Genomic DNA, 21,617 nt, shown 5'->3' with positions numbered 1-21,617 from the left:
CAGAGTGTTATGATTTAAATCTAGCGATTTTATAGAATATTTTATTCTTGAAGAGCAAAGCTGGACAAACGTTTTTCGTCTGCGCGTTTCGCCAGGCTGTTCCGCGTGAGACGGGGATCCGCACGTCAAATTTGATCAAATCGCGGCATCCAAGCTGCGATTGTGCCCGTTTATCAACACTTTATCAGGGTTGCGACATCAGAAGCGCGGAAAGGCCTATCTGGTGGATTGCGCTTTGAACGCTCTCACGGCTCAATCAAGCCGGTATTGCACATGCTGGCGCCCGTGATGGGCGGAGCGTTCGATATAGGCGCGCACACCAAAGACTCTCGCGATCAAATCTTCGGTCAGAACCTCTTCCGGCGTGCCGGCGGCCACGACTTTTCCGTGGTGGAGAATGGCGAGCCTGTCGCAGAACATGGCCGCGAGGTTGAGATCATGCAGCGCGATGATGCTGGTGACAGGCAGTTTGGCGACGAGCGACAGGATTTCGAGCTGGTGCTGGATGTCGAGATGGTTGGTCGGCTCGTCAAGCAGCAATTCGCTCGGGGTCTGCGCCAAGGCCCGGGCAATATGCACACGCTGGCGCTCGCCGCCCGACAGCGTGTGCCAGAGCTGTCCGGCCCGCTCCTCAAGGCCGGCATGATGCAGCGCATCGGTGACGGCCTTGTCGTCTGCAGCGCTCCAGGGCGTCAGCGGACCGCGATGCGGCGTGCGGCCAAGCCGCACCACATCCAGCACCGTGACCTGCGCCTCGGTTGTCGCCTGCTGCTCGACCAAGGCTACCCGCCGGGCGATATCGAGGCGGGCCATGCCGGCAATATCGGTACTCCCCAGCGAAATCACGCCGCTTTTGACATTGCGCAGACGGCAGATCAACTTGAGCAGGCTCGATTTTCCAGACCCGTTCGGCCCCAGCAGCCCGAGCGTCTTGCCGGCAGGCACATCGATGCTGATGCCATCGACGATCATCAGGCCACCGGCAGACCAGCGCACATCATGGATGACGATGCTCAAACCGGCCTCCTTGCCTTGTAGAGAATGAGCGCAAAGGCGGGTGCGCCGAACAATGCGGTGACGACGCCGATCGGCAGGATCTGCTGCGGGATGATGACCCGCGAGACGATATCGGCCGCCACCATGAAGATCGCGCCGGTGATGGCCGCCGCCGGCAAAAGGCGGCCATGCGCGGGGCCGACCAGAAACCGCGCCGCATGCGGAATGACCAGTCCGACGAAGCCGATCGAGCCGACGATGCTGACCATCGCCGCCGTCATCAGCGCGGTGGCGCCGAGCAGGATGATGCGCACGCGGTTGATGGCGATACCGAGCGCTGCCGCCGCATCGGCGCCGAAGGTGAAGGCATCGAGCGCCCGCGCGTAAAACATCGACACGGCAAAACCGATCAGGGCAACAGGGGCCGCCAGATAGACATCGGGCCAGCGCACGCCCGAAAGGCTTCCGAGCAGCCAGAACATGACGCCGCGCGCCTGCTCGGCATTGGCCGATGTGGTAACGATGTAAGAGGTCAGCGCGTTGAAAAGCTGCGAACCGGCAACGCCGGCCAGGATGATCCGGTCTGCCCCGCCGCCTGCACCGGCGGCAAGCGCCGAGACGAGAACGAAGGCGACGACCGCGCCGATGAAGGCACCGGTCGAGAGTGTCAAAACACCATAACCGAACCCCAGGATCATCACCGCGACAGCGCCTGTCGAGGCGCCGGCGGAGATACCGAGCACATAGGGCTCGGCCAGCGGATTGCGCAGCAGCGCCTGCAGGATGGCGCCTGACAAAGCAAGTGCGGCGCCTGCACTTGCCGCCAGAAGCGCGCGGCTGAGCCGGTAGTCCCAGACAATGCCCTGATGGATCCGGCTGAGTTCGAAAGCGGTGCCGAACAGGCGATTGGAAACGGCCTTGGCCGTCGTTTCCAAGGGAATGGGGATCTCGCCGATGGAGACGGCGAGACTGATGACGAAGCCGAGGGTCACGAAAGACAGGATGACGAGCGCGAGACGCGCCCACCACCTTTCGCCGGTCACCAGGGTTTGAGCCATGGCCAGGCTCACTGCGACAGGCCGAACGACTTGATGCCCTTGGCGAGGATCTCGATACCGTCGATCGTGCGGATCGTCGGGTTCATCGATTGCGCATCCATTTCAACGAAGCGCTTGTTCTTCACGGCATCGAGCTGGCTGGTGACCGGGTCATTCTCCAGGAAATCGATCTTCACGGCCGGATCGTCGGCGGCATAGCGGCGGCGGTCCATGGTGGCGATGACGATGACGGACGGGTTGGCCTCGGCATTCGTTTCCCAGCCGACCAGCGGCCATTCCTCTTCGGTGGTCACCACATTCTGGGCGCCCAGCGTTTTCAGGATATAGGCAGGGGCGCTGTTCTTGCCGGCGATAAAGGCATCCCCCTGCACTTCCTTGCTGGAAAACCAGAAGACCACCGGCAGCGCACCCGGCCTGGCGGCGCCGATCGAGGCAACAGCGTCGGCTTCGCGCTTCTTCAACTCTGCAATCAGCGCGTCGCCGCGATCCTGGATGTCAAAAATCCGCGAAAGCTCGCCGATTTCCTGGTAGATCAGGTCCATGGTGAACAGTTCGCGGCGAACGCCGTCGCCGCCGTCGGTATTGATCTTGGCCACGCAATCGGCCGGCGACACATAGGTATTGATGCCGAGGCCGGAAAACTGCTCGCGTTTGCCGACCGAGCCTTGAGCGCCGACATGCCACTCGAATTCGGCGGCGACCAGATCGGGCTCGGCGCCAACGACGGATTCAAAGCTCGGGTCGTTATCGGCCAGCCGCTTGATGCCCTTGTTGGTCTCGGCAAAGGCCGGCAGAACCGGACCCACCCAGACGGCGGTGCCCGCAATCTTGTCGGCGAGACCCAGCGAAAACAGGATTTCGGTCATGCCCTGGCCGATCGAGACGACCTTCTGCGGAGCCTTGTCGAAGCGCACGGTCTGGCCGCAATTGGTGATGTCGAGCGGATAGGTGGTGGGCGCTGCGGCAACTGGTGCGGCAAAGGCGATGACAGCGATGGCTGCAGCCGGCAGCGGCGCCAGAACACGGGACAGAGGAAGAATACGGGTGATAAACATTTGAACCTTCTTGAAAACGGAATTCCAGTCCGGGCGCCAGGGCGCCCGTGGAATTGAAAAGGGGAACGGCAGCTTTTGCTGTGCAAAAGCGCGCGTAGGCTTTCAGCCGCCTGCTTAGGGACGGCGACAGAATTCCGTTATGAAGAAAACGGCGCGAAAACGCCGGATGCGGCGGTCGAAATCAAACATGATGGCTCCTGTTCCGGGCAACCCCGCCCGGGAAGTTGGATGTTTCTTTCGACGGCAGGTCTCCTGGCTCACGGATATCTGTCTCTCGCCTGCCTTCCCGAAAACCTTGAGGGCTCGCAGTGGCTTGGCGCTTCTTAAAAGCGCCGGATGGCGATCGGCAATCCGCTTACAGTTGCGGGGGCAGCCACGGTCTTGGTCCCTGTTGGGTCTTCCGCACCGTGTTCCCTATTAATCCCCTCGAAGTCATCCATCGGGGAACCGTCAGATGTCACTTAGTCCAGCGGCAGTGGCGGCGTCAAGACGAGAGCGCCACGAGAGCGCCGCCCCTTCCCCGTTTACGGCATCAACTGGCCGCCATTGACCTCGATGATCTGGCCGGTGACATAGCCAGACAGCGACGGCGACGCCAGAAACAGAAAGGCGCCCACACATTCGTCGGGCGTACCGACCCGGCCCTGCGGAACGGTCTTGCGCTGGGCGTCCAGCATCTCCGGGCTGGTATAGCGGTCATGAAAAGGCGTGGCGATCACGCCGGGTGCGACCGCATTGACGCGAATATCGTCGGCGGCAAACTCCTTGGCGTGGCCGCGGGTGATGGTCGAGACGAAGCCTTTGGACGCCGCATAGAGAATGGCGCCGTTGCCGCCACCATTGCGGGCGGCAATCGAGGTCGTGTTGATGATGAAGCCACCCTGCTTCTTCAGAAAAGGATGCGCGGCGCGGGTCGCCGCCAGCACGGATCGGGCATTGAGGTCCATGACACGCTCGTAATGCGCATCGCTCATTTCGGCCGTCGTGACGCGTCCGAGCATGCCGCCGGCATTGTTGATCAACCCATCGAGACGGCCGAAATGGGCGGCAGCCTCCTCAACGACGCGTTCCGTGACACCATCGGCAGACAAATCGCCCTGCACCAGAACCGCCTTGCCGCCCTCGTCTACCACTTCGCCAAGCAGGTTTTCCGCAGCCTGCCTGCTCTCATTGTAATGGATCGCCACGCTTGCGCCCTGTGCCGCCAAAGCACGCACAAGGGCAGCGCCAATGCCGGTCGATGCGCCGGTGATCAAGACCGCCTTGCCGTCGAGGTCGCCGATACGCACCCCGTTCCATTGTCCCTGTGCCATCTCTCATCCTCGATTACAGTGAAAGGAAGCACGGAGAATAGCGTTCGAAACAGGATTGCCCAGTGCCGATTGCGTGCGGGTCTCCAAGGCGGGAAAGCACACCAGCGTGTCATCCCCCGATTGCCGGCGCATCACCGCCGGCAAGGAGAGACCGGAAAACTTGCATTGCCTCAAAAATCCCAGTCGTCATCTTCGGTCGCAACGGCCTTGCCGATGACATAGGACGAGCCGGAACCGGAGAAGAAGTCGTGGTTCTCGTCGGCATTCGGCGACAGTGCCGAGAGGATCGCCGGATTGACCTTGCAGGCCTCGGGCGGAAACAGAGCCTCATATCCGAGGTTCATCAGCGCCTTGTTGGCGTTGTAGTGCAGGAATTTCTTGACGTCCTCGGTCAGCCCGACGCCGTCATAGAGCGTTTCGGTATATTTCGCCTCATTGTCATAAAGCTCGAACAGAAGTTCGTAGGCGAAGTCCTTGATCTCCTGCTGCTTTGGCGCGCTCAACCGCTCCAGTCCCTTCTGGAACTTGTAGCCGATGTAATAGCCATGCACCGCCTCGTCGCGGATGATCAGGCGGATCATATCGGCGGTATTGGTGAGCTTTGCCCGGCTCGACCAGAACATCGGCAGGTAGAAACCGGAATAGAACAGGAAGCTCTCGAGAAAGACGGATGCGACCTTGCGTTTCAGCGGATCGGGATTGCGATAATGTTCGAGGATCAGCGCCGATTTGCGCTGCAGATGCTCGTTTTCCTCCGACCAGCGATAGGCGTCATCGACATCTGGCGTCGAGCAGAGCGTCGAGAAGATCGAGGAATAGGAGCGGGCATGCACCGCTTCCATGAAGGAAATGTTGGAATAGACGGCTTCCTCATGCTGCGTGATCGCATCCTCCATCAGCTTCGGCGCGCCGATGCTGGTCTGGATCGTGTCGAGCAGCGTCAGCCCGGTAAAGACGCGGATCGTCAGCTGCTGCTCTTCCGGCCGTAGCGTCGCCCAGGATGGAATATCGTTGGACAGCGGCACCTTCTCCGGCAGCCAGAAATTCCCGGTCAACCGGTTCCAGACCTCCAGATCCTTGTCGTCCTCGATGCGGTTCCAGTTGATGGCACGCACGCGCGAAACTGGTTTGATGGCGATGTTCATGGGAGATATCTTTCCTCAACAAAATCTGACAGGGCGCCTGGCCCCCTCACCCTGCCCTCTCCCCAAGGGGAGAGGGGGACCTCGCGCTCGCCGCACGTCTCTTCTCCCCATCGGGGAGAAGGTGCCGGCAGGCGGATGAGGGGGCTCCGGGCTCAGGCGTGACGAAAACGGTAGCGCCTCACATCACAAACTGCACGACACGCAGCCCTGCACTTCCGTGCCGGACAAGGCCATCTGCCTGAGGCGGATGTAATAGATCGTCTTGATGCCCTTCTTCCAGGCATAGATCTGCGCCTTGTTGATATCGCGCGTCGTTGCCGTGTCGCGGAAGAACAGGGTCAGCGACAGGCCCTGATCGACATGCTGGGTGGCCGCCGCATAGGTATCGATGATCTTTTCAGGGCCGATCTCATAGGCGTCCTGGTAATAGTCGAGATTGTCGTTGGTCATGAACGGCGCCGGGTAATAGACGCGGCCGATCTTGCCTTCCTTGCGGATCTCGATCTTAGAGACGATCGGATGGATCGAGGAAGTCGAGTGGTTGATATAGGAGATCGATCCCGTCGGCGGGACAGCCTGGAGGTTCTGGTTATAGAGGCCGGTCGCCATGACGGCGGACTTCAGCGCCAGCCAGTCTTCCTGCGTCGGGATGTGAATACCTGCGGTCTTAAACAGTTCGAGCACGCGCGCGGTCGCCGGTACCCATTCCTGTCCGGCATATTTGTCGAAATACTCGCCGGATGCGTATTTCGAATCCTCAAAACCCTTGAAGCTCGATCCCCGCTCGACGGCGATCCGGTTCGATGCCCGGATGGCATGGTAGGTCACCGTGTAGAAATACATGTTGGTGAAATCGACGCCCTCGTCGGAACCGTAATGGATGCGCTCGCGGGCGAGATAGCCATGCAGGTTCATCTGGCCAAGGCCGATCGCGTGGCTGTCGTCATTGCCTTTCTCGATCGAGGGCACCGACGAGATATGGCTCATGTCGGAAACGGCCGTCAGCGCCCGGATCGAGGTTTCGATCGTCTTGCCGAAATCGGAACTGTCCATTGCGGCTGCGATGTTCAGCGAACCGAGATTGCAGGAAATGTCCTTGCCCATATGCTTGTAGGACAGGTCTTCATTATAGTCGCTGGCCTCGCTCACCTGCAGGATTTCCGAGCAGAGATTACTCATGGTGATGCGGCCGGCAATCGGGTTTGCCCGGTTCACCGTGTCTTCGAACATGATGTAGGGATAGCCGCTCTCGAACTGGATTTCGGCCAGCACCTGGAAGAATTCGCGCGCCTTGATCTTCTTCTTGGAGATACGGGCATCATCCGCCATCTCGCGGTATTTCTCCGTCACCGAAATTTCGGTGAACGGCACGCCGTAGACGCGCTCCACGTCATAGGGCGAAAACAGGTACATATCCTCGTTGTTCTTTGCCAGTTCGAAGGTGATATCCGGCACGACGACGCCGAGCGAGAGCGTCTTGATGCGGATCTTCTCGTCGGCATTTTCGCGTTTCGTATCGAGGAAGCGCATGATGTCGGGATGATGGGCGTTCAGATAGACGGCCCCTGCCCCCTGGCGTGCGCCAAGCTGGTTGGCATAGGAGAAGCTGTCTTCGAGGAGCTTCATCACCGGAATGATACCCGACGACTGGTTCTCGATCTGCTTGATCGGCGCACCCGCCTCGCGGATATTGGTGAGCGACAGGGCGACGCCGCCGCCGCGCTTCGACAGCTGCAGCGCCGAATTGATGCCGCGGGCAATCGATTCCATATTGTCCTCAACGCGCAATAGGAAGCACGAAACGAGCTCGCCGCGCTGCTTCTTGCCGGCATTCAGGAAGGTCGGCGTCGCCGGCTGGAAGCGGCCGGAAATGATCTCGTCAACCATGTCGCGGGCCGTCGCTTCATTCCCTTGCGCCAGCGCCAGCGCCACCATGCAGATGCGGTCTTCGTACCGCTCGAGATAGCGTTTTCCATCAAAGGTTTTCAGCGTGTAGCTGGTGTAATACTTGAAGGCACCGAGAAAGGTCGGGAAGCGGAACTTCTTGGCATAGGCGTGATCGTAGAGGTCGCGCACGAAATTGAACGAATACTGGTCGAGAACCTCGCGCTCGTAATAGCCCTCGGTCACCAGGTAATCGAGCTTTTCCCGCAAGTTATGGAAGAACACGGTGTTCTGGTTGACGTGCTGCAGGAAATATTGCTTGGCAGCCAGCCGGTCCTTGTCGAGCTGGATCTTTCCTTCATCGTCATAAAGGTTCAGCATCGCGTTCAGCGCGTGGTAATCAATCGCGGTTTCCGTCGCCTTCAAGGGGCGTTCGCCAGCGGAATGAGCCAAAGTGTTGAGCGGTTTTGCGCTCCGCGTCAAAGTCTCTGAGACGTCCAAAATCGTTCCAATCCATTGATGACATTGGCGACGTCCTCGTCCGTACCCAGAAGCTCGAACCTGTAGAGGTACGGCACCCGGCATTTTTCCGAGATGACATTGCCCGCGAGACCGAATGTCTCGCCGAAATTGCTGTTACCGGCGGCGATCACGCCCCGGATGAGGGACCGGTTGTCCGCATCGTTGAGAAAGCGGATCACCTGCTTTGGAACCGCGCCCTTGCCGTCATCGCCGCAATAGGTTGGCAGGATGAGAACGAAGGGTTCGCGCACATCCGGCGTTTCCACGCCGTTGCTGACGGGAATGCGGATGGATTTCAAATTCAGCTTGGCGACAAAGCGATGGGTGTTTTCCGATAGGCTGGAATAATAGACGATCAGGCCCATCGCTTGTCCATTCGTGTTCAGGCCACGCTCAGGCCGTACTCAAGAAAGCGCGCTGATCTTGTCCGGCCGGAACCCAGCCCAATGATCCTGCCCCGCGATCACCACCGGCACCTGCTGGTAACCGAGGCCGATCACCTTTGCGAAGGCGTACTCGTCCTTGGAAATATCGACGACCTGATAGTCGATGCCTTTGCGATCGAGCGCGCGATAGGTCGCGGTGCACTGGACGCAGGAAGGCTTGCTGTAAACGGTGATATCCATGATGGTCCTCGTGGGTCTTGTGATCGTGGGTCTGTGATGTTGCCGGCAGGCGAAAGGCTCCGAGCCGCTGCACGCGGGTCCGATCGCTGTTGTTCATTTCCGATATTTGCGAGGGGTTAGGCCTGCGCCGCCGATCGCGATTCCGCGTCTGTTGGTCTGCGAATTCGATTGACTGACATGCCTTCACCCCGAAGCCTTGTTTGGCGGGCATCGGACGAACGCGAGCACAAAGCGGACTCATTCCGCCACATATCACGCGACCTTCCGGGCACCCCGCCCGTGGACGTTTTCGCTCAATGGCAGGTCTCCTGGCTTACGGGTCGTTGCGTCCATTCCGCCTTCCCGAAGCCTGATGCTTCAGTGACTTGAAATGAAACAGACGCTCGCCGCTGACAGTTGCGGGGGCAGCTTCGGCTTTGCCGGAGCTTGAAAGCCCTGGCGCACCGTATTCCCTCTTAGCCTCCTCACCCTTCGATTCGGAGGACCGTTGAACACTAGATATAGTATACGACGGGAAAATGACGTCAATGTGTAGACGCCGGATTCAGGGCCTGCGCCACATTATTTTTGCTGCGTTGTGGATAATGGGGAATTAATGCCGGAGATCGATGAGGCGGGACTGCGCCGGGAAATCTCCCGGCGCCGTCTGTTGTTTTGCGGCTGGCGTCATGAATTGACCGCGCGGCCCCGCTCCAGGCTGGCACGCAGCCGGATGGCTGCGGCAACCATGTTGACCAGCGCCGGCTTGACCTCTTCCCATTTGCGCGTCTTCAGGCCGCAATCCGGATTGACCCAGATCTGTCCTGCGACCAGTCCCTCGCTCGCCTTGTCCAGAAGCTCGACCATTTCCTCGACAGCGGGTACCCGCGGCGAGTGGATATCGTAGACACCCGGCCCGATTTCGTTCGGGTAGCCACGGCCGGTGAAGGCCGACAGAAGTTCCATCTTCGACCGCGACGTCTCGATGGAAATCACGTCGGCATCCATGGCGGCGATTGCCGGCATGATGTCGTTGAACTCCGAGTAGCACATATGCGTATGGATCTGCGTCTCGTCGGAAACGCCGGTCGAGCAAAGGTGGAAGCTTTCGACCGCCCAGTCGAGATAGGCTTTCCAGTCCGCCCGTCGCAGCGGCAGTCCTTCGCGCAAGGCCGCCTCGTCGATCTGGATCATCGCCGCGCCCGCCTCGGCAAGGTCATGAACCTCGTCGCGGATGGCCAGCGCAATCTGCTTGCAGACGGTGCTGCGCGGAAGATCGTCGCGGACGAACGACCAGTTAAGGATCGTCACCGGTCCGGTCAGCATGCCCTTGACGGTCTTTGCCGTCAGCGCCTGCGCATATTTCCACCAGGCAACGGTCATCGGGTTCGGACGCGAGACATCGCCATAGATGATCGGCGGGCGGACATAGCGCGAGCCGTAGCTCTGCACCCAGGCATGCTGGGTGAAAGCAAAGCCGGAAAGCTGTTCGCCGAAATACTGCACCATGTCGTTTCGCTCGAATTCACCATGCACCAGAACGTCGAGGCCGATCTCCTCCTGCCAGCGGATCGCCTGCGCGGTCTCGTGCTCAAGAAACGCCTGGTAATCGACATAGGAAAGCTCGCCCTTTGCATGTTTCGAGCGGGCCTTGCGCACCTCCGCCGTCTGCGGGAACGAACCGATCGTCGTCGTCGGAAACAGCGGCAAGCGCAATCGCTGCTGCTGCAACCGCTGACGTTTTGCAAATGGCGACGTGCGCTTCAGCATCGTGGCATCGACCTGCTTCAACCGGCCTGCAACGAGCGGATCATGCACTTTCACCGATGTCAGGCGCGCGCTGGCCGCCGCGATCGATGTGGCAAACACCGTCTCCGCCTGCGCGCTACCGGCATCGAATGCCTTTGCCAGCAAGGCCAGCTCATCGAGTTTCTGATTGGCGAACGCAAGCCAGGACCTGAGTTCCGGATCAAGCGCCGTTTCAAGCGTCAGATCGATCGGCACGTGCAAAAGCGACGAGGACGGTGCCAATTGCACCTTGCCATGCCCATGCGCTTCGATCAGCGGCTGGATGCGCTTGGACAGCCCGACAAGATCGGCGCGCCAGACATTGCGTCCGTCGATGATCCCCAGCGACAGGACGAGATCCGCCGGTGCCTTGTCGATCAGCACGGCGGCCTGCTGCGGCGCCCGCACCAGATCGACATGCAGGCCCGCGACCTTGAGTTTGAGCGCCGTCTCCAGATTGTCACCGATCGCGCCGAAATAGGTTGCCAGCATGACCTTCAGGCCGGGCGCAGCAGTGCTGAGCGTCTCGTAAGCATGAGCGAACGCGGCACGTTCCGCCTCCGTGAGATCAAGAACCAGGCAAGGCTCGTCGATCTGCACCCAATCTGCACCCGCTTGCGAAAGCTCGGCCAGGACCTGTCCGTAGACCGGCAGCAATTTGTCGAGCAGGCTGAGCGGCGAAACGCCATCCTGTGCCGCCTTGCCGAGTTTGAGGAATGTCAGCGGCCCGAGAAGAACCGGGCGGGTGTGCACACCCAATGCCTTTGCCTCGCGAAACGCGTCGAGCGGCCGGTTGGCCGTCAGCTCGAACGTCTGACCGGCTGAGAATTCTGGCACCATGTAGTGATAGTTGGTGTCGAACCATTTGGTCATCTCAAGGGCTGGTACGCCATGCCCGTGCTCCGCATGGCCGCAGCCCGCGTGGCCGCCGCCCTGGCTGCCTCGCGCCATCGCAAAATAGGTCTTAAGATCGACTGGACCACCTTTCCAGCCATAGGCGGCAGGGATGGCGCCGACCATGACGGCGGTGTCGAGAACATGGTCATAGAGCGAGAAATCATTGGAGGGGATGGTGGCGATACCCTTGTCTTTCTGGAGCGCCCAGTTTTTGACACGCAGATCCCTTGCGGTCGCAAGCAGTTCGTCTGCGGACGACTTGCCGGCCCAATAGCTCTCCAGCGCAAATTTCAGTTCGCGCTTGGCCCCGATCCTGGGAAATCCCAGATTTGCTGTGGTGATGGTCATTTTCCTTACCCCGATTGTTGAGGGCAAGGGACAAAGTGGACGCATTGCGTATCGAACGATGGACAAAAGGTCCCCGTTGCGCAAAGCGGCACACCGGGACACCCCGCCCGTGGACGTTATCTATCGCGGCAGGTCTCCTGGCTTGCGGGTCATCGTCGCTGTCCGGTCTTCCCAGGGCATTTGCGTCCCAGTGACGTTCGGTAGACAGAAACTCGCCGCTTACAGTTGCGGGGGCAGCTCCGGCATGGACACCTTGCGGCATCGCACCGGATTCCCTCTTAGCTCCGGATGCGAACTCCGGAGAACCACGATATATCCAACATGCGGCAAACGGCACACTCAGTCAAGAGACATAAAGGAATGCTTATGTCTTTAAGCGATGACGGGTTCTAGTTGCCCGCTCAAAATGCAAAAGGCCCGGAGATATCTCCAGGCCTTTGCCACTCATCCCGTAACAGTCAGGCACTTATTCTGCAGCGGCAATCGCCCGGCGGCGGCCGATGGTTGCCTGCGTCAGCAGCAGCGCTCCGACGGCACAAAGAGCAATGCCCAGGGCCATCGGCACGGCCGTGCCGTCGAAGAATACCGAGGCGATCACCATGGCGACGGCGGCCGTGACGAAATGCAGCGTTCCCATCAGCGACGATGCCGTGCCGGCGATCTCGCCATGCTCTTCCAGCGCTAGAACCGCGCTGGTCGGGATGACCAGGCCGAGAAAGCCGTAGCCGACGAACAGGAATGCGGCCATGACCGGAAGCTGGTTGAACCCGAGGCTCATGACGATGGCCATGGCCGCCATGGTCAGCGCAAAGGCCGTCACCGCGATCCGCATCACCCGCACAAGCCCGAAGCGCTCGCCAAACCAGCCGGTTGCCTGCGATACCGCAAAGAACGACACGGCATTGATCGAGAAGGCAAAGCTGTATTGCGTTGGCGTTAGCCCGTAATAATCGATCAGCACGAAGGGCGAATTGGCGAGATAGACGAGGAAGCTGGAAATCCCAAGGCCACCGATGAAGGTCAGCGTCAGAAAGTTCTTGTCCCTCAGCAACACGCCATACGCTGCCATGGCGCTGCGAAGGCCGCTTTCGGCACGGTGTTCCCTCGGGCGGGTTTCCCGCAACTGTGTTGCGAGCAGAATGAGGCCGATCAAGGCGGCGATCGTCACGGCCCAGAACACGCCGCGCCAGCCATAGAACTCGATGACGGCGCTGCCGGTCAGCGGCGCAAGGATCGGCGAAATGCTGAACACCAGCATTAACAGCGACATCAGCCGGGCAGCCTGTACGCCGGTATGCATGTCACGGACGATGGCGCGAGGAATGACCATGCCGGCCGCGCCGCCGATCCCTTGCAGGAAGCGGAAGGCGATCAGCGTTTCGATGTCGCTTGCCAGCGCACAGCCGATGCTGGCGAGCGCGAAAATGCCGATGCCGATATAGAGCGGCGCCTTGCGCCCCCACATATCCGACAGCGGACCATAGATCAGCTGCGCCAGCGCAAAGGAGATGAAGAACGCAAGCAGGCTGAGCTGCACCACCTGGTTTTCCGCGCCAAGGTCCTGCCCGATCGAGGGCAATGCCGGCAGGTACATGTCGATGGCGAAGGGGCCGATGGCGGACAGGAGGCCGAGGATGAGGGCAGTCCGGAAGAAGGAGGACGTCATGGGATCATCTTTCAGAAAACGGCAGCACAAACCCGGATCAGTCTTGCGCTGCGTTGCTCTCACGAGGGTTCAATGGATCGTTGCCAGGGTTTCACGCGGCGCTTGGGAGGACGTCTGCGCGCTTGGCAGTTCGTGTCAATATAATTGGACACAGCTGTAAAATTAGACACCATTGTCTAAAACGTCAAGAGGCATTATCTTAAACCCATGAAAGCCAATCGCGACACCGTTTCGAAGATGTCCGTGCATAGCCAGCGCGGCCAATGCGCCAAGCGCAAGTCCATTCTGGAAGCCGCTGCGGAAGTGTTTTGCCGCCAGGGCTTTACCGGCGCCAGCATCGACGAGATCGCCGCCGAAGCCTGCGTCTCGCGCCAGACCGTCTACAATCACTACCGGGAAAAGGAAAACCTGTTCACCGCCGTGGTCGAGGACGTCATGGACCGGGCAAACGCCATGCTGTTCACGACCCTGTCGACCTTTCCCGAAAATCCGGGCAATCTGAAGGACGATCTTGCGGCCTTTGCCGTGCGCCTCAGCCGCAGCTGCATCTGCAACCAGGATGGAAAATTCCTGCGCAAACTGGTTCAGTCGGAGGGCGAGCGCTATCCGCATCTGTTCGAAAGCTGGCGCCTGCACGGCCCCGGCAAGATCGGCACGGCACTGGCCGCACTCTTTGCCCGCCTCGCCCATAAAGGCCTCCTGCAGATCGACGACTTCGATGTCGCCGCCCGCCAGTTTCTGGCGCTTGTGAATGCCGACCTGCAGATGAGCACCCTGTTCGGCGCGACGCCGAGCGAAGCCGAACTGGAAAGTGCAGCCCGCAACGCGGTATGCACCTTCATGCGGGCCTATGGCGCCCCAGACATTGGCAAGCTCGAACCTGCCGCAATCAACGCCGCATCCCGCTGACGCGCAGCTGCATGTAACCCCTGCTATTACAGGCCATCGGGCGCAGTTATTGTAGCTCTTCCCGAAACGCCACCGTTTCCGCCGGCGGCAGCGACATGCGGCTATCGGGGGCATCGGCGCCAAACAGCGCATTGTGGAGATGGCTGAGCCCGATCGCCGCAGCCCCGATGATTGCCGCACGCGGACCGAGCTGGCTTGCCTCGATATCGACGGGATAGGGAAAGCAGGCCGGCAGGAATTTGCGAATGCGCTCGATCAATTCCGGGCGTAAGCCGATCGACCCGCCCATGATGACCTTTTCCGGATTGGCAATCGCCGCAATGGCGCTGATGCCGCGCGCCAGATATCTCGCCGTCTCATCCAGCGTCGCCGCAGCATGGGTATCGCCGCGCGCTGCCCGCTCAAAGATTTCGCGAACATCCGCCGTCTCACCGGATGCCGCCGCATAATGCTCCATGATACCGATCGAGGCGGCGACCCGTTCGAAGGCGCCGGTGCGCAGCGATTCCGGATCGAAAGGATCTGCGCCGAACGGCAGGAACCCCAGTTCGCCGGCGGCATTCATTGCGCCGCGCACCAGCTGTCCGCCGACCATCAGCCCGCCGCCGATCCCCGTACCGACGGCGATAAAGGCGAGATTGTCGATGCCCTGCCCTTGCCCCAGCCAGTTTTCTCCGAGCACCGCCAGATTGACGTCGTTTTCCAGAATGACGTCAATCCCCAGCGCCTTCTCGAAAGCGGCAGCCACGTTCATCGTGTCGAAATCGGCAATGTTCGGCGCCAGCAGGATACGGCCGGTCCTGGCGTCCGGTGCGCCCGGCGCGCCGATCACGGCCATGCGGATGCGTTCGCGCGGGATGTTCAGATGGCTTGCGGCCTTGCCGCAGAGATCAGCGATCTGATCGACGACGAACTGGCCGCCGCGCCGGTCGGTCGCCACGACCTCCTCGGCGAACACCTGACAGGCGAGATCGGCAATGGCGAGCCGGATCTTGGTGCCGCCAAGATCAACCGCCGCAATATAGGCCGCATCCGGCACCAGTTCATAGGTCACGGCCGTGCGTCCGACATGGCCGCTGGTGCGCCCCGTCTCGCGCACCCAGTCGTCCAGCTCTAGCTGCCGCACGATCTCCGAAATCGTCTGCTTGGAAAGCCCCGTCTGCTTGGCAATCGACGCGCGCGAGATCGGACCGTTCTGGATGATGGCCTCCATCACGGCCCTTTGGGAAAACTTCCGGGAGATACGCAGGGTTTCGCTCACGGCCACCTCAATTAATTCGTTCGTTGACCGAACTATTGAGGTGAGCGGACCGTGAGTCAACTGGAAATGGGAGGAACAGTGGCGAATGTTGAAAATCTATGCGCTGCCCTGATGAGCGAACCAGGCACGGACCTGTGTTTTTGCAAACATCTTTTCAAGAGATAGAGTGACGCCAAACAGGCCGGAGGGACCATGTGATGGCGCTGAATATCAACGACCCGGAGACCGAACGCCTCGCCAGATTATTGGCGGAAAAAAAGGAGAAACGATCACCGTGGCAATTCGTCGGGCACTCCAAGAGCGCCTTCATCGCATGAGAGGCCGGGCGGAAAAAGAGATCGTGCTGAAAGAACTCGCCACAATCCGCCGGCACTTGGCCGCGCTTCCTGTACTGGATCATCGTTCGGCAGACGACAGTCTCGGCTATGACGAAAACAGGCTTCCAAACGAACCCCGACGCAACCCCATCAAGAATGCTTGGGATGCGTGATGTCGTCATGCGGCTTCAAAAAATACCGGCGGGCAATGTCCCAGTAGCTGTTATAGACGAGCCCACCATTAGTGCCGATCAGGGACTCGCGGTGACGGCGATAAACCGACGGCAGCTGGTACCAGGAAATGCCGGGTTTGAGGTGATGCAGCACATGCAGGTTGTTGTAGAGAAACAGCAGCCCGAACAAATGGCTGTTCTCGACGATCGCTGTGCGCTCCTCGTGCCGTTCGGCGTAACGGTGCTCGGCATAGGACCGCAACCGTGTCAGTGCCGCCCCGAGATAGACGAAGCCAAAGAAATAGAGCCAGAACGGCATGCCGCAGATCACCGTGACCCAGAACAGCACGGCAGCGGCACCCACCATGTGTACCGCCCAGATGCGCGCCCGGCCGGGTTCGCCGGCTATCAGCAATCGTACCTCCTGCGCCAGAAAGCTCGCCAGCATGACGGCAGGCCCGATCGTCAGCCGCCCGAACAGCGTCGTGTTCCAGCGTGCCAGGAGCTTGCCGGCTGTTCCCAGCCGCTCCCAGGTCGCGCGGGTAAAATAGGAGGATTCCGGGTCCTCGATCGGGTCGGTCAGATGCTCGTCGCGGTGATGTTCCAGATGGCTTTCGCGGTAGATCGGATAGGGCAGCCAGAGTGACAGGGGGATCGCGCCGATCGCATCATTGATGCGCTGGTTGCCGGTCGGATGCCCGTGGATAACCTCATGCTGCAACGATCCCTGCCAGGCGATCAGCCAGCCTCCTATAAGCGCCACGGCGATAACCGGCAGCGATTGCCACCAGAATGTCAGCGCCAGAAAGCCGCCATAGATTGCAACTGCCAAAAGAACCGTCGGCCATTCCAGACGGCGGGCCGGGACTTTGATGATGTAGGACGGCGTGTTGGGCATGCACTGATATCCCCCGGAAGTAGAAGGAAATTACAGCGCCACACCAGTTTTAGATAACTATGTTGATTTATTTTATAGACTATTGGAGAAAAATCTTTCGCCTTGCGCGCCACCACCGGCAGCTTTCATCCTCCGCCAGCGTGTTTCCCTTAGAGCCTCGTACGATCAATGAGGCTCTAGACCCACGATGCCCGGGTCTTCGGCAGGCGGCCATCCGGATCGACCACGTCGAGACGCGGCGCACCCTTTCCGTTCCAGCGCCAGAGCGCCACGCAGGTCCCGCCCGGCGACATGAAGGATGGATAGACGACGCCGTCAAACCCGTCGGCGATCAGCCGCTGCCGCAGATGGTGGGTCGGCGGCACCTTGCCCGCGTCGAGAAGCATCCGCCATTCGCAATGATGAATATCATCCGGTACGGCAAGATCGGACAATACCTGCGGATCAGTCAGATCGGCGAGTGCCGCCTGCTTGAGGTCGAGCTGCGCGATCAGCGCCGGATGCTGGACAAAACCCTGATTGTATTCGGCCCAGGCGGTCGAGAGTTCGCGGGCCGCGTAGATGGTGGCTGCACCCACCGGGTTCCAGCGTCCGCCAAAACGGGCCGCCCCTTCGCCTGAAAGCGGCGCGAAGGCCCATCGCGGCACGAAGGCGCGCCACAGCGTCAGCGTCTGCCGGATCGTGTCAGGCATAAACGCCGGATCGCACCGCCTCGAGATAGGCCAGCACCTTGTCCGATTTGCCTTCGCTCACCAGATCATAGGCGGTCTTGCCCGCCCAGCCGGGGATCGGCTGATGCTTGAACCAGATGGTCGCGCGGTTGTCATCCCCAGCCATTTCGCTGGCCATGGAAAGGATGCGCACCACATGGCTCAGCGCATGATCCACCTTGCGCGCGCCAGATTTCGCGTTCAACGTATTGCGGGCAACGCCGATCAGCTTGGCAAGCTCGGACAAGGTGACACCGAGCTGCTTGGAGACCCGCTCCGCCGACAGAAACGGCGATTGACCGTCGCCAAACCGGCTTGCCGTCATATCAAAGCTCAAAGCTGTCATGACATTTCCTAACACATATTGATAAGTCTGATATCAAAATATGCTCAAACCCTGCGCATTTCAAGCGCAAGATTGGATTAAACGGGCACGCGCCAGGAGGGCGTGCGCTTTTCCAGAAATGCCGAAATCCCTTCCCGTGCCTCGTCTGTCTCCCAGACATCGGCCAGGCGCACGATCGTCGCCTCGATGACCTCATCGGTGATCGGCATGCCGAGCGAGCGCGCCAGCGCCTTGGATTGCCCAACAGCCCCCGGCGCGACCTGCAGAAAGGGCGATATTTCCGCCTCCACCCCCGCATCGAGATGGTCCTGTGGCACCACGCGCGTCAGGAGCCCGGCCGCCTGCGCTGCCTGCGCATCCAAAATCCTTCCCGACATGAACAGCGGCCGCGCCTGCCCCTCGCCAATCCGCGCCACCACATAGGGGCTGATCGTCGCCGGGATCAGCCCGAGCCGCGTTTCCGTCAGTCCGAACTTGGCGGTACTGGCCGCAACCGCCACATCGGCGATACACAAAAGCCCAACGCCGCCGCCGAAACCGTTGCCCTGAACGCGGGCGATCACCGGCTTTGGCAGATCGTTCAGCGCCTTGAACATCAGCGCCAGCCGCCTGGCCTCCGCCATGCGCCCCGCCCGGTCCGCCTCGATCTGCGCCTTCATCCAGCCGAGGTCGCCGCCGGCACAAAAGCTCACGCCATCGGCCGCAAGGACGACGGCGCGAACGGCTGTATCCGCCCCCAGCAATCGGGCAACCGTGGTCAATTCGCCGATCATCGTGCCGGACAGGGCATTGTGCTTGTCCGGCCGCGCCAAGGTCAGCGCCGCCACGCCCCTGCCGTCAACTGAAACGCGAATGGTCTCGTAGGTCATGCCGAACTCCTCAAGCCGCGCGCAAACGTCGAGGCCACCTCAAGCGCCTGCGCATTAAGGCCGGTCACAAAGCCGCGCCCCCTCACATAGGCGTCCACCTGCAGCGTATCCACGTTGCCCTTGGCACCCGGTGCAAACGGACAGCCGCCAAGACCGCCGGCCGAGGCATCGAACACCCGGATGCCGCGCTCCAGCGCCACGCCGATATTGTCGAGTGCCCGGCCGGATGTGTCGTGGAAATGCCCCGCAAGCCTTTCGGCGGGGATAGTGTCCAGCACCGCCGCCAGCATGCGGTCCACCGTCTCCGGCGTGCCCCGGCCAATCGTGTCGCCAAGGCTGATTTCGTGGCAGCCAAGCGCCAGCAACTGCCCTGCGACATCCGCAGCATTTGCGGGCGCAACAGCGCCGTCATAGGGGCATTCCACCACGCAACTGACATAGCCGCGCACCGCAATTCCGTGCGCGCGCGCAGCCTGTGCCACCGGGCGAAACCGCTCGATGCTTTCAGCGATCGAACAATTGATATTGTGCTGCGAAAATCCTTCCGAGGCCGAGGCAAAGATCGCCACCTCGTCGGCGCCGGCCGCAAGTGCGGCCTCAAACCCCTTCATGTTCGGCGTCAAGACCGCGTAGCGCACCCCCGGCCGCCTGATGATCCTGGCCATCACTTCGGCAGCATCGGCCAGTTGCGGCACCCATTTCGGGCTGACGAAACTGGTCACCTCGATCCGCTCGAAGCCGCAATCCGACAATCTGTCGACCAGCGCGATCTTGTCGCGCGTATCGATCAACGCCTTTTCGTTCTGCAGCCCGTCCCGCGGCGCCATCTCGACGATGGAGACCCGGTTGGTCCTGTTGCCGGTGGCAGACATCAGGCCTCCTCGGGTTTCAGCATCAAGAGCACCGCACCCTCGGCCGTCTGATCACCCTCGGCGACCAACAGGGTTTCGACAATCCCGTCGCGGCTTGCCGCAAGCGTCAGCTCCATCTTCATCGCTTCCATCACGATCAGCGCGTCGCCCTTCGCCACGGCATCACCCTGCCTGACGCGCACCAGCTTGATCAGCCCCGGCATCGGCGCCGTCAGGCGGTCGCTTCCGGCAGCAGTTTCGGCCTCGCTATCCAGCGGATCGGGAATCTGAAAGTCATAGGCGCGGCCGTCCACCAAAAGCGTAAAGCCCCTGGCGATCTCAAGCCGCTGCAACCGGCTCTGGCGGCCATCGGCCTCGACATGGCAACCGCCCTCGAACCGGCCGGAAATCCTCACCGGAATGACCCGGCTGCTGCTATTGACGGCAAAGAGGTCGAGACCGCGCGCCGCCACCCGCAGCACATGCCGCTCGCCGTGATGATCCAGCGTCACCGTGCGCGTCGCCTGTCCCCAGATCTGCCAATGCCCGAGCGTGCGGAAGGGATCGCCGGCCGGCGGAACCTGCAGCGTGCCGAGCGACAGAACGGCCGCCAGCGCCAGCACCGTTTCATCCGGCGCATCGGCCGCCGTCAGCGCCTCCACCTCCCGGTCGATAAGCCCGGTATCGGGATGCCCGGCCGCGAAATCGGCCTGGCGGCTGAGGCGCGCGAGAAAATCGAGATTGTTGGCGACGCCGCCGATATGGCTGTTTTCCAAGGCCGCCGTCAAACGCGCCAGCGCCGCCGCCCGCGTCGTGCCGTGCACGATCAGCTTGGCGATCATCGGGTCGTAGAAAGGGCTGATCCGGTCTCCGAGCCGCACCCCGGCATCGATCCGCACACCCTCCTGCGGAAAACGGATATCCGACAGCGTGCCGGTCGATGGCAGAAAACCCCGCGCCGGATCCTCGGCATAGACGCGCGCCTCGAACGCCCAACCGTCGATCGACAGTTCCGATTGCTTCAACGGCAGCGGCTCGCCATTGGCCACCCGCAACTGCCATTCCACGAGGTCGATACCGGTGATCGCTTCCGTCACCGGATGCTCGACCTGCAGCCGCGTGTTCATTTCCATGAAGAAGAACCGGTCGGGCCAGAGCCCGTCGGAAACATCGGCGATGAATTCCACCGTGCCTGCGCCGCAATAATCGATGGCGCGGGCCGCCCGCACCGCCGCCTCGCCCATCGCCCGGCGCATTTCCGCCGTCATGCCCGGCGCCGGCGCCTCCTCGATCACTTTTTGATGGCGCCGTTGCAGCGAGCAGTCCCGCTCGAACAGGTGCACGGCATTGCCATGCCGGTCGCCGAACACCTGGATTTCGATATGGCGCGGCTTCATCAGGTATTTTTCGATCAGCACCGCACCGTCGCCGAACGCCGCCTGCGCCTCCCGCCGCGCCGCATCCAGCGATGCAGAGAAATCCTCGGCACGATCGACCCGGCGCATCCCCTTGCCGCCGCCGCCCGCCCGCGCCTTGATCAACACCGGAAAACCGATGATCCCGGCCTCTCCGGCCAGAAAATCGCCGTCCTGGTTTTCGCCGTGATAGCCGGGAACCACCGGCACGCCGGATTGCTCCATCAGCGCCTTGGCCGCGTCCTTCAGGCCCATTGCCCGGATGGCAGCGGCCGAAGGCCCGATAAAGGCCATGCCGGCCGCCTCGACGGCCTCTGCGAAATCCGCATTCTCCGAGAGAAACCCGTAGCCGGGATGGATCGCCTGCGCGCCCGCGCGCTGCGCCGCCGCGATGATGCGCGCGGCGTTCAGATAGCTTTCGCTGGCCGCCGCAGCCCCGATGCGAAAGGCCTCGTCCGCCAGTTCCACATGCAGCGCGCCAGCATCCGCATCGGAAAACACCGCGACGGTGCGAATGCCGAGCCGCCGCGCCGTGCGAATAATCCGGCAGGCGATTTCACCGCGATTGGCAACCAGTATCTTCGAAAACAT

At 61.2% G+C, this 21,617-nt stretch carries 19 protein-coding genes and 3 riboswitches; of the genes, 2 read left to right on the top strand and 17 right to left on the bottom strand.

The features are described from left to right. Positions 1-252 precede the first annotated feature (252 nt). The 10 genes from PYR65_RS22935 to PYR65_RS22890 all read right to left on the bottom strand — a co-directional run bounded on the left by PYR65_RS22935 (position 253) and on the right by PYR65_RS22890 (position 13,277). The gene (locus tag PYR65_RS22935) at positions 253-1,017 is read right to left on the bottom strand and encodes an ABC transporter ATP-binding protein (protein WP_276121725.1); all 765 of its coding nucleotides are present in this window, start codon (positions 1,015-1,017) and stop codon (positions 253-255) included. Continuing rightward, the gene (locus tag PYR65_RS22930; RefSeq protein ID WP_276121724.1) at positions 1,014-2,054 is read right to left on the bottom strand and encodes a FecCD family ABC transporter permease; all 1,041 of its coding nucleotides are present in this window, start codon (positions 2,052-2,054) and stop codon (positions 1,014-1,016) included. The genes PYR65_RS22935 and PYR65_RS22930 overlap by 4 nt, the downstream gene beginning before the upstream one ends. An 8-nt stretch (positions 2,055-2,062) precedes the next feature. Beyond that, positions 2,063-3,109, bottom strand: coding sequence for an ABC transporter substrate-binding protein (locus PYR65_RS22925; protein WP_276121723.1), 1,047 nt, complete (start codon positions 3,107-3,109; stop codon positions 2,063-2,065). Between the two features lie 225 nt (positions 3,110-3,334). Continuing rightward, positions 3,335-3,576: riboswitch (cobalamin riboswitch) on the bottom strand. Positions 3,577-3,633: 57 nt separating this feature from the next. Then, on the bottom strand, positions 3,634-4,422 hold the full coding sequence (locus PYR65_RS22920; RefSeq protein ID WP_276121722.1) for an SDR family NAD(P)-dependent oxidoreductase: 789 nt from the start codon (positions 4,420-4,422) through the stop codon (positions 3,634-3,636). Between the two features lie 170 nt (positions 4,423-4,592). Next, entirely contained in the window at positions 4,593-5,567 is a 975-nt protein-coding gene (gene nrdF, locus PYR65_RS22915; RefSeq protein ID WP_276121721.1) for a class 1b ribonucleoside-diphosphate reductase subunit beta, read from the bottom strand. Between the two features lie 183 nt (positions 5,568-5,750). Continuing rightward, the gene (gene nrdE / locus PYR65_RS22910) at positions 5,751-7,877 is read right to left on the bottom strand and encodes a class 1b ribonucleoside-diphosphate reductase subunit alpha (protein ID WP_407951351.1); all 2,127 of its coding nucleotides are present in this window, start codon (positions 7,875-7,877) and stop codon (positions 5,751-5,753) included. Positions 7,878-7,930: 53 nt separating this feature from the next. Continuing rightward, positions 7,931-8,338: a class Ib ribonucleoside-diphosphate reductase assembly flavoprotein NrdI gene (gene nrdI / locus PYR65_RS22905; protein WP_276121719.1), complete on the bottom strand. Its 408-nt coding sequence runs from the start codon at positions 8,336-8,338 to the stop codon at positions 7,931-7,933. Positions 8,339-8,377: 39 nt separating this feature from the next. After that, positions 8,378-8,599, bottom strand: a complete 222-nt coding sequence (nrdH, locus tag PYR65_RS22900; protein ID WP_276121718.1) for a glutaredoxin-like protein NrdH — start codon at positions 8,597-8,599, stop codon at positions 8,378-8,380. A 281-nt stretch (positions 8,600-8,880) separates the two neighbouring features. Next, positions 8,881-9,103: riboswitch (cobalamin riboswitch) on the bottom strand. A 162-nt stretch (positions 9,104-9,265) separates the two neighbouring features. Then, entirely contained in the window at positions 9,266-11,611 is a 2,346-nt protein-coding gene (gene metE, locus PYR65_RS22895) for a 5-methyltetrahydropteroyltriglutamate--homocysteine S-methyltransferase (protein WP_276121717.1), read from the bottom strand. Between the two features lie 110 nt (positions 11,612-11,721). Continuing rightward, positions 11,722-11,936: riboswitch (cobalamin riboswitch) on the bottom strand. A gap of 141 nt (positions 11,937-12,077) precedes the next feature. Continuing rightward, complete coding sequence (locus PYR65_RS22890) at positions 12,078-13,277, bottom strand: multidrug effflux MFS transporter (RefSeq protein WP_276121716.1); 1,200 nt, start codon at positions 13,275-13,277, stop codon at positions 12,078-12,080. 237 nt (positions 13,278-13,514) lie between these two features. On the opposite strand from PYR65_RS22890, the gene PYR65_RS22885 reads away from it, so the two are divergent. Then, the gene (locus tag PYR65_RS22885; RefSeq protein WP_276121839.1) at positions 13,515-14,186 is read left to right on the top strand and encodes a TetR/AcrR family transcriptional regulator; all 672 of its coding nucleotides are present in this window, start codon (positions 13,515-13,517) and stop codon (positions 14,184-14,186) included. A 46-nt stretch (positions 14,187-14,232) separates the two neighbouring features. Here PYR65_RS22885 and PYR65_RS22880 read toward each other — a convergent pair whose 3' ends face one another. After that, positions 14,233-15,447 carry an ROK family transcriptional regulator gene (locus PYR65_RS22880; RefSeq protein ID WP_244490097.1) on the bottom strand — a complete coding sequence of 405 codons (1,215 nt, stop codon included), beginning with the start codon at positions 15,445-15,447 and terminating at the stop codon, positions 14,233-14,235. Positions 15,448-15,760: 313 nt separating this feature from the next. Between PYR65_RS22880 and PYR65_RS30605 the strand changes: the two genes are divergently transcribed. Continuing rightward, positions 15,761-15,937 (top strand): hypothetical protein, encoded by a 177-nt coding sequence (locus tag PYR65_RS30605; RefSeq protein WP_407951360.1) that lies wholly within the window; start codon positions 15,761-15,763, stop codon positions 15,935-15,937. Here the strand turns inward: PYR65_RS30605 and PYR65_RS22870 are convergent. The 6 genes from PYR65_RS22870 to PYR65_RS22845 all read right to left on the bottom strand — a co-directional run bounded on the left by PYR65_RS22870 (position 15,915) and on the right by PYR65_RS22845 (position 21,617). Further along, positions 15,915-16,835: a fatty acid desaturase gene (locus PYR65_RS22870; RefSeq protein WP_276121715.1), complete on the bottom strand. Its 921-nt coding sequence runs from the start codon at positions 16,833-16,835 to the stop codon at positions 15,915-15,917. The genes PYR65_RS30605 and PYR65_RS22870 overlap by 23 nt on opposite strands. 176 nt (positions 16,836-17,011) lie before the next feature. After that, positions 17,012-17,527, bottom strand: a complete 516-nt coding sequence (locus tag PYR65_RS22865; protein WP_276121714.1) for an RES family NAD+ phosphorylase — start codon at positions 17,525-17,527, stop codon at positions 17,012-17,014. Further along, a complete protein-coding gene (locus PYR65_RS22860) occupies positions 17,520-17,891 on the bottom strand; it encodes an antitoxin Xre/MbcA/ParS toxin-binding domain-containing protein (protein WP_060636662.1) in 372 nt (123 codons plus the stop codon). Before PYR65_RS22860 ends, PYR65_RS22865 begins: the two co-directional genes overlap by 8 nt. Before the next feature lie 77 nt (positions 17,892-17,968). Beyond that, positions 17,969-18,760 (bottom strand): crotonase/enoyl-CoA hydratase family protein, encoded by a 792-nt coding sequence (locus PYR65_RS22855; RefSeq protein WP_276121713.1) that lies wholly within the window; start codon positions 18,758-18,760, stop codon positions 17,969-17,971. Then, positions 18,757-19,632, bottom strand: coding sequence for a hydroxymethylglutaryl-CoA lyase (locus tag PYR65_RS22850; RefSeq protein WP_276121712.1), 876 nt, complete (start codon positions 19,630-19,632; stop codon positions 18,757-18,759). The genes PYR65_RS22855 and PYR65_RS22850 overlap by 4 nt, the downstream gene beginning before the upstream one ends. Continuing rightward, entirely contained in the window at positions 19,632-21,617 is a 1,986-nt protein-coding gene (locus PYR65_RS22845) for an acetyl/propionyl/methylcrotonyl-CoA carboxylase subunit alpha (RefSeq protein WP_276121711.1), read from the bottom strand. Before PYR65_RS22845 ends, PYR65_RS22850 begins: the two co-directional genes overlap by 1 nt.

The sequence above is a fragment of the Pararhizobium qamdonense genome (genome assembly GCF_029277445.1).
GTDB classification, from domain to species: domain Bacteria; phylum Pseudomonadota; class Alphaproteobacteria; order Rhizobiales; family Rhizobiaceae; genus Pararhizobium; species Pararhizobium qamdonense.
The sequence above is the reverse complement of the archived record's forward strand: the minus strand, read 5'-3'. Positions and strand labels throughout refer to the sequence as shown.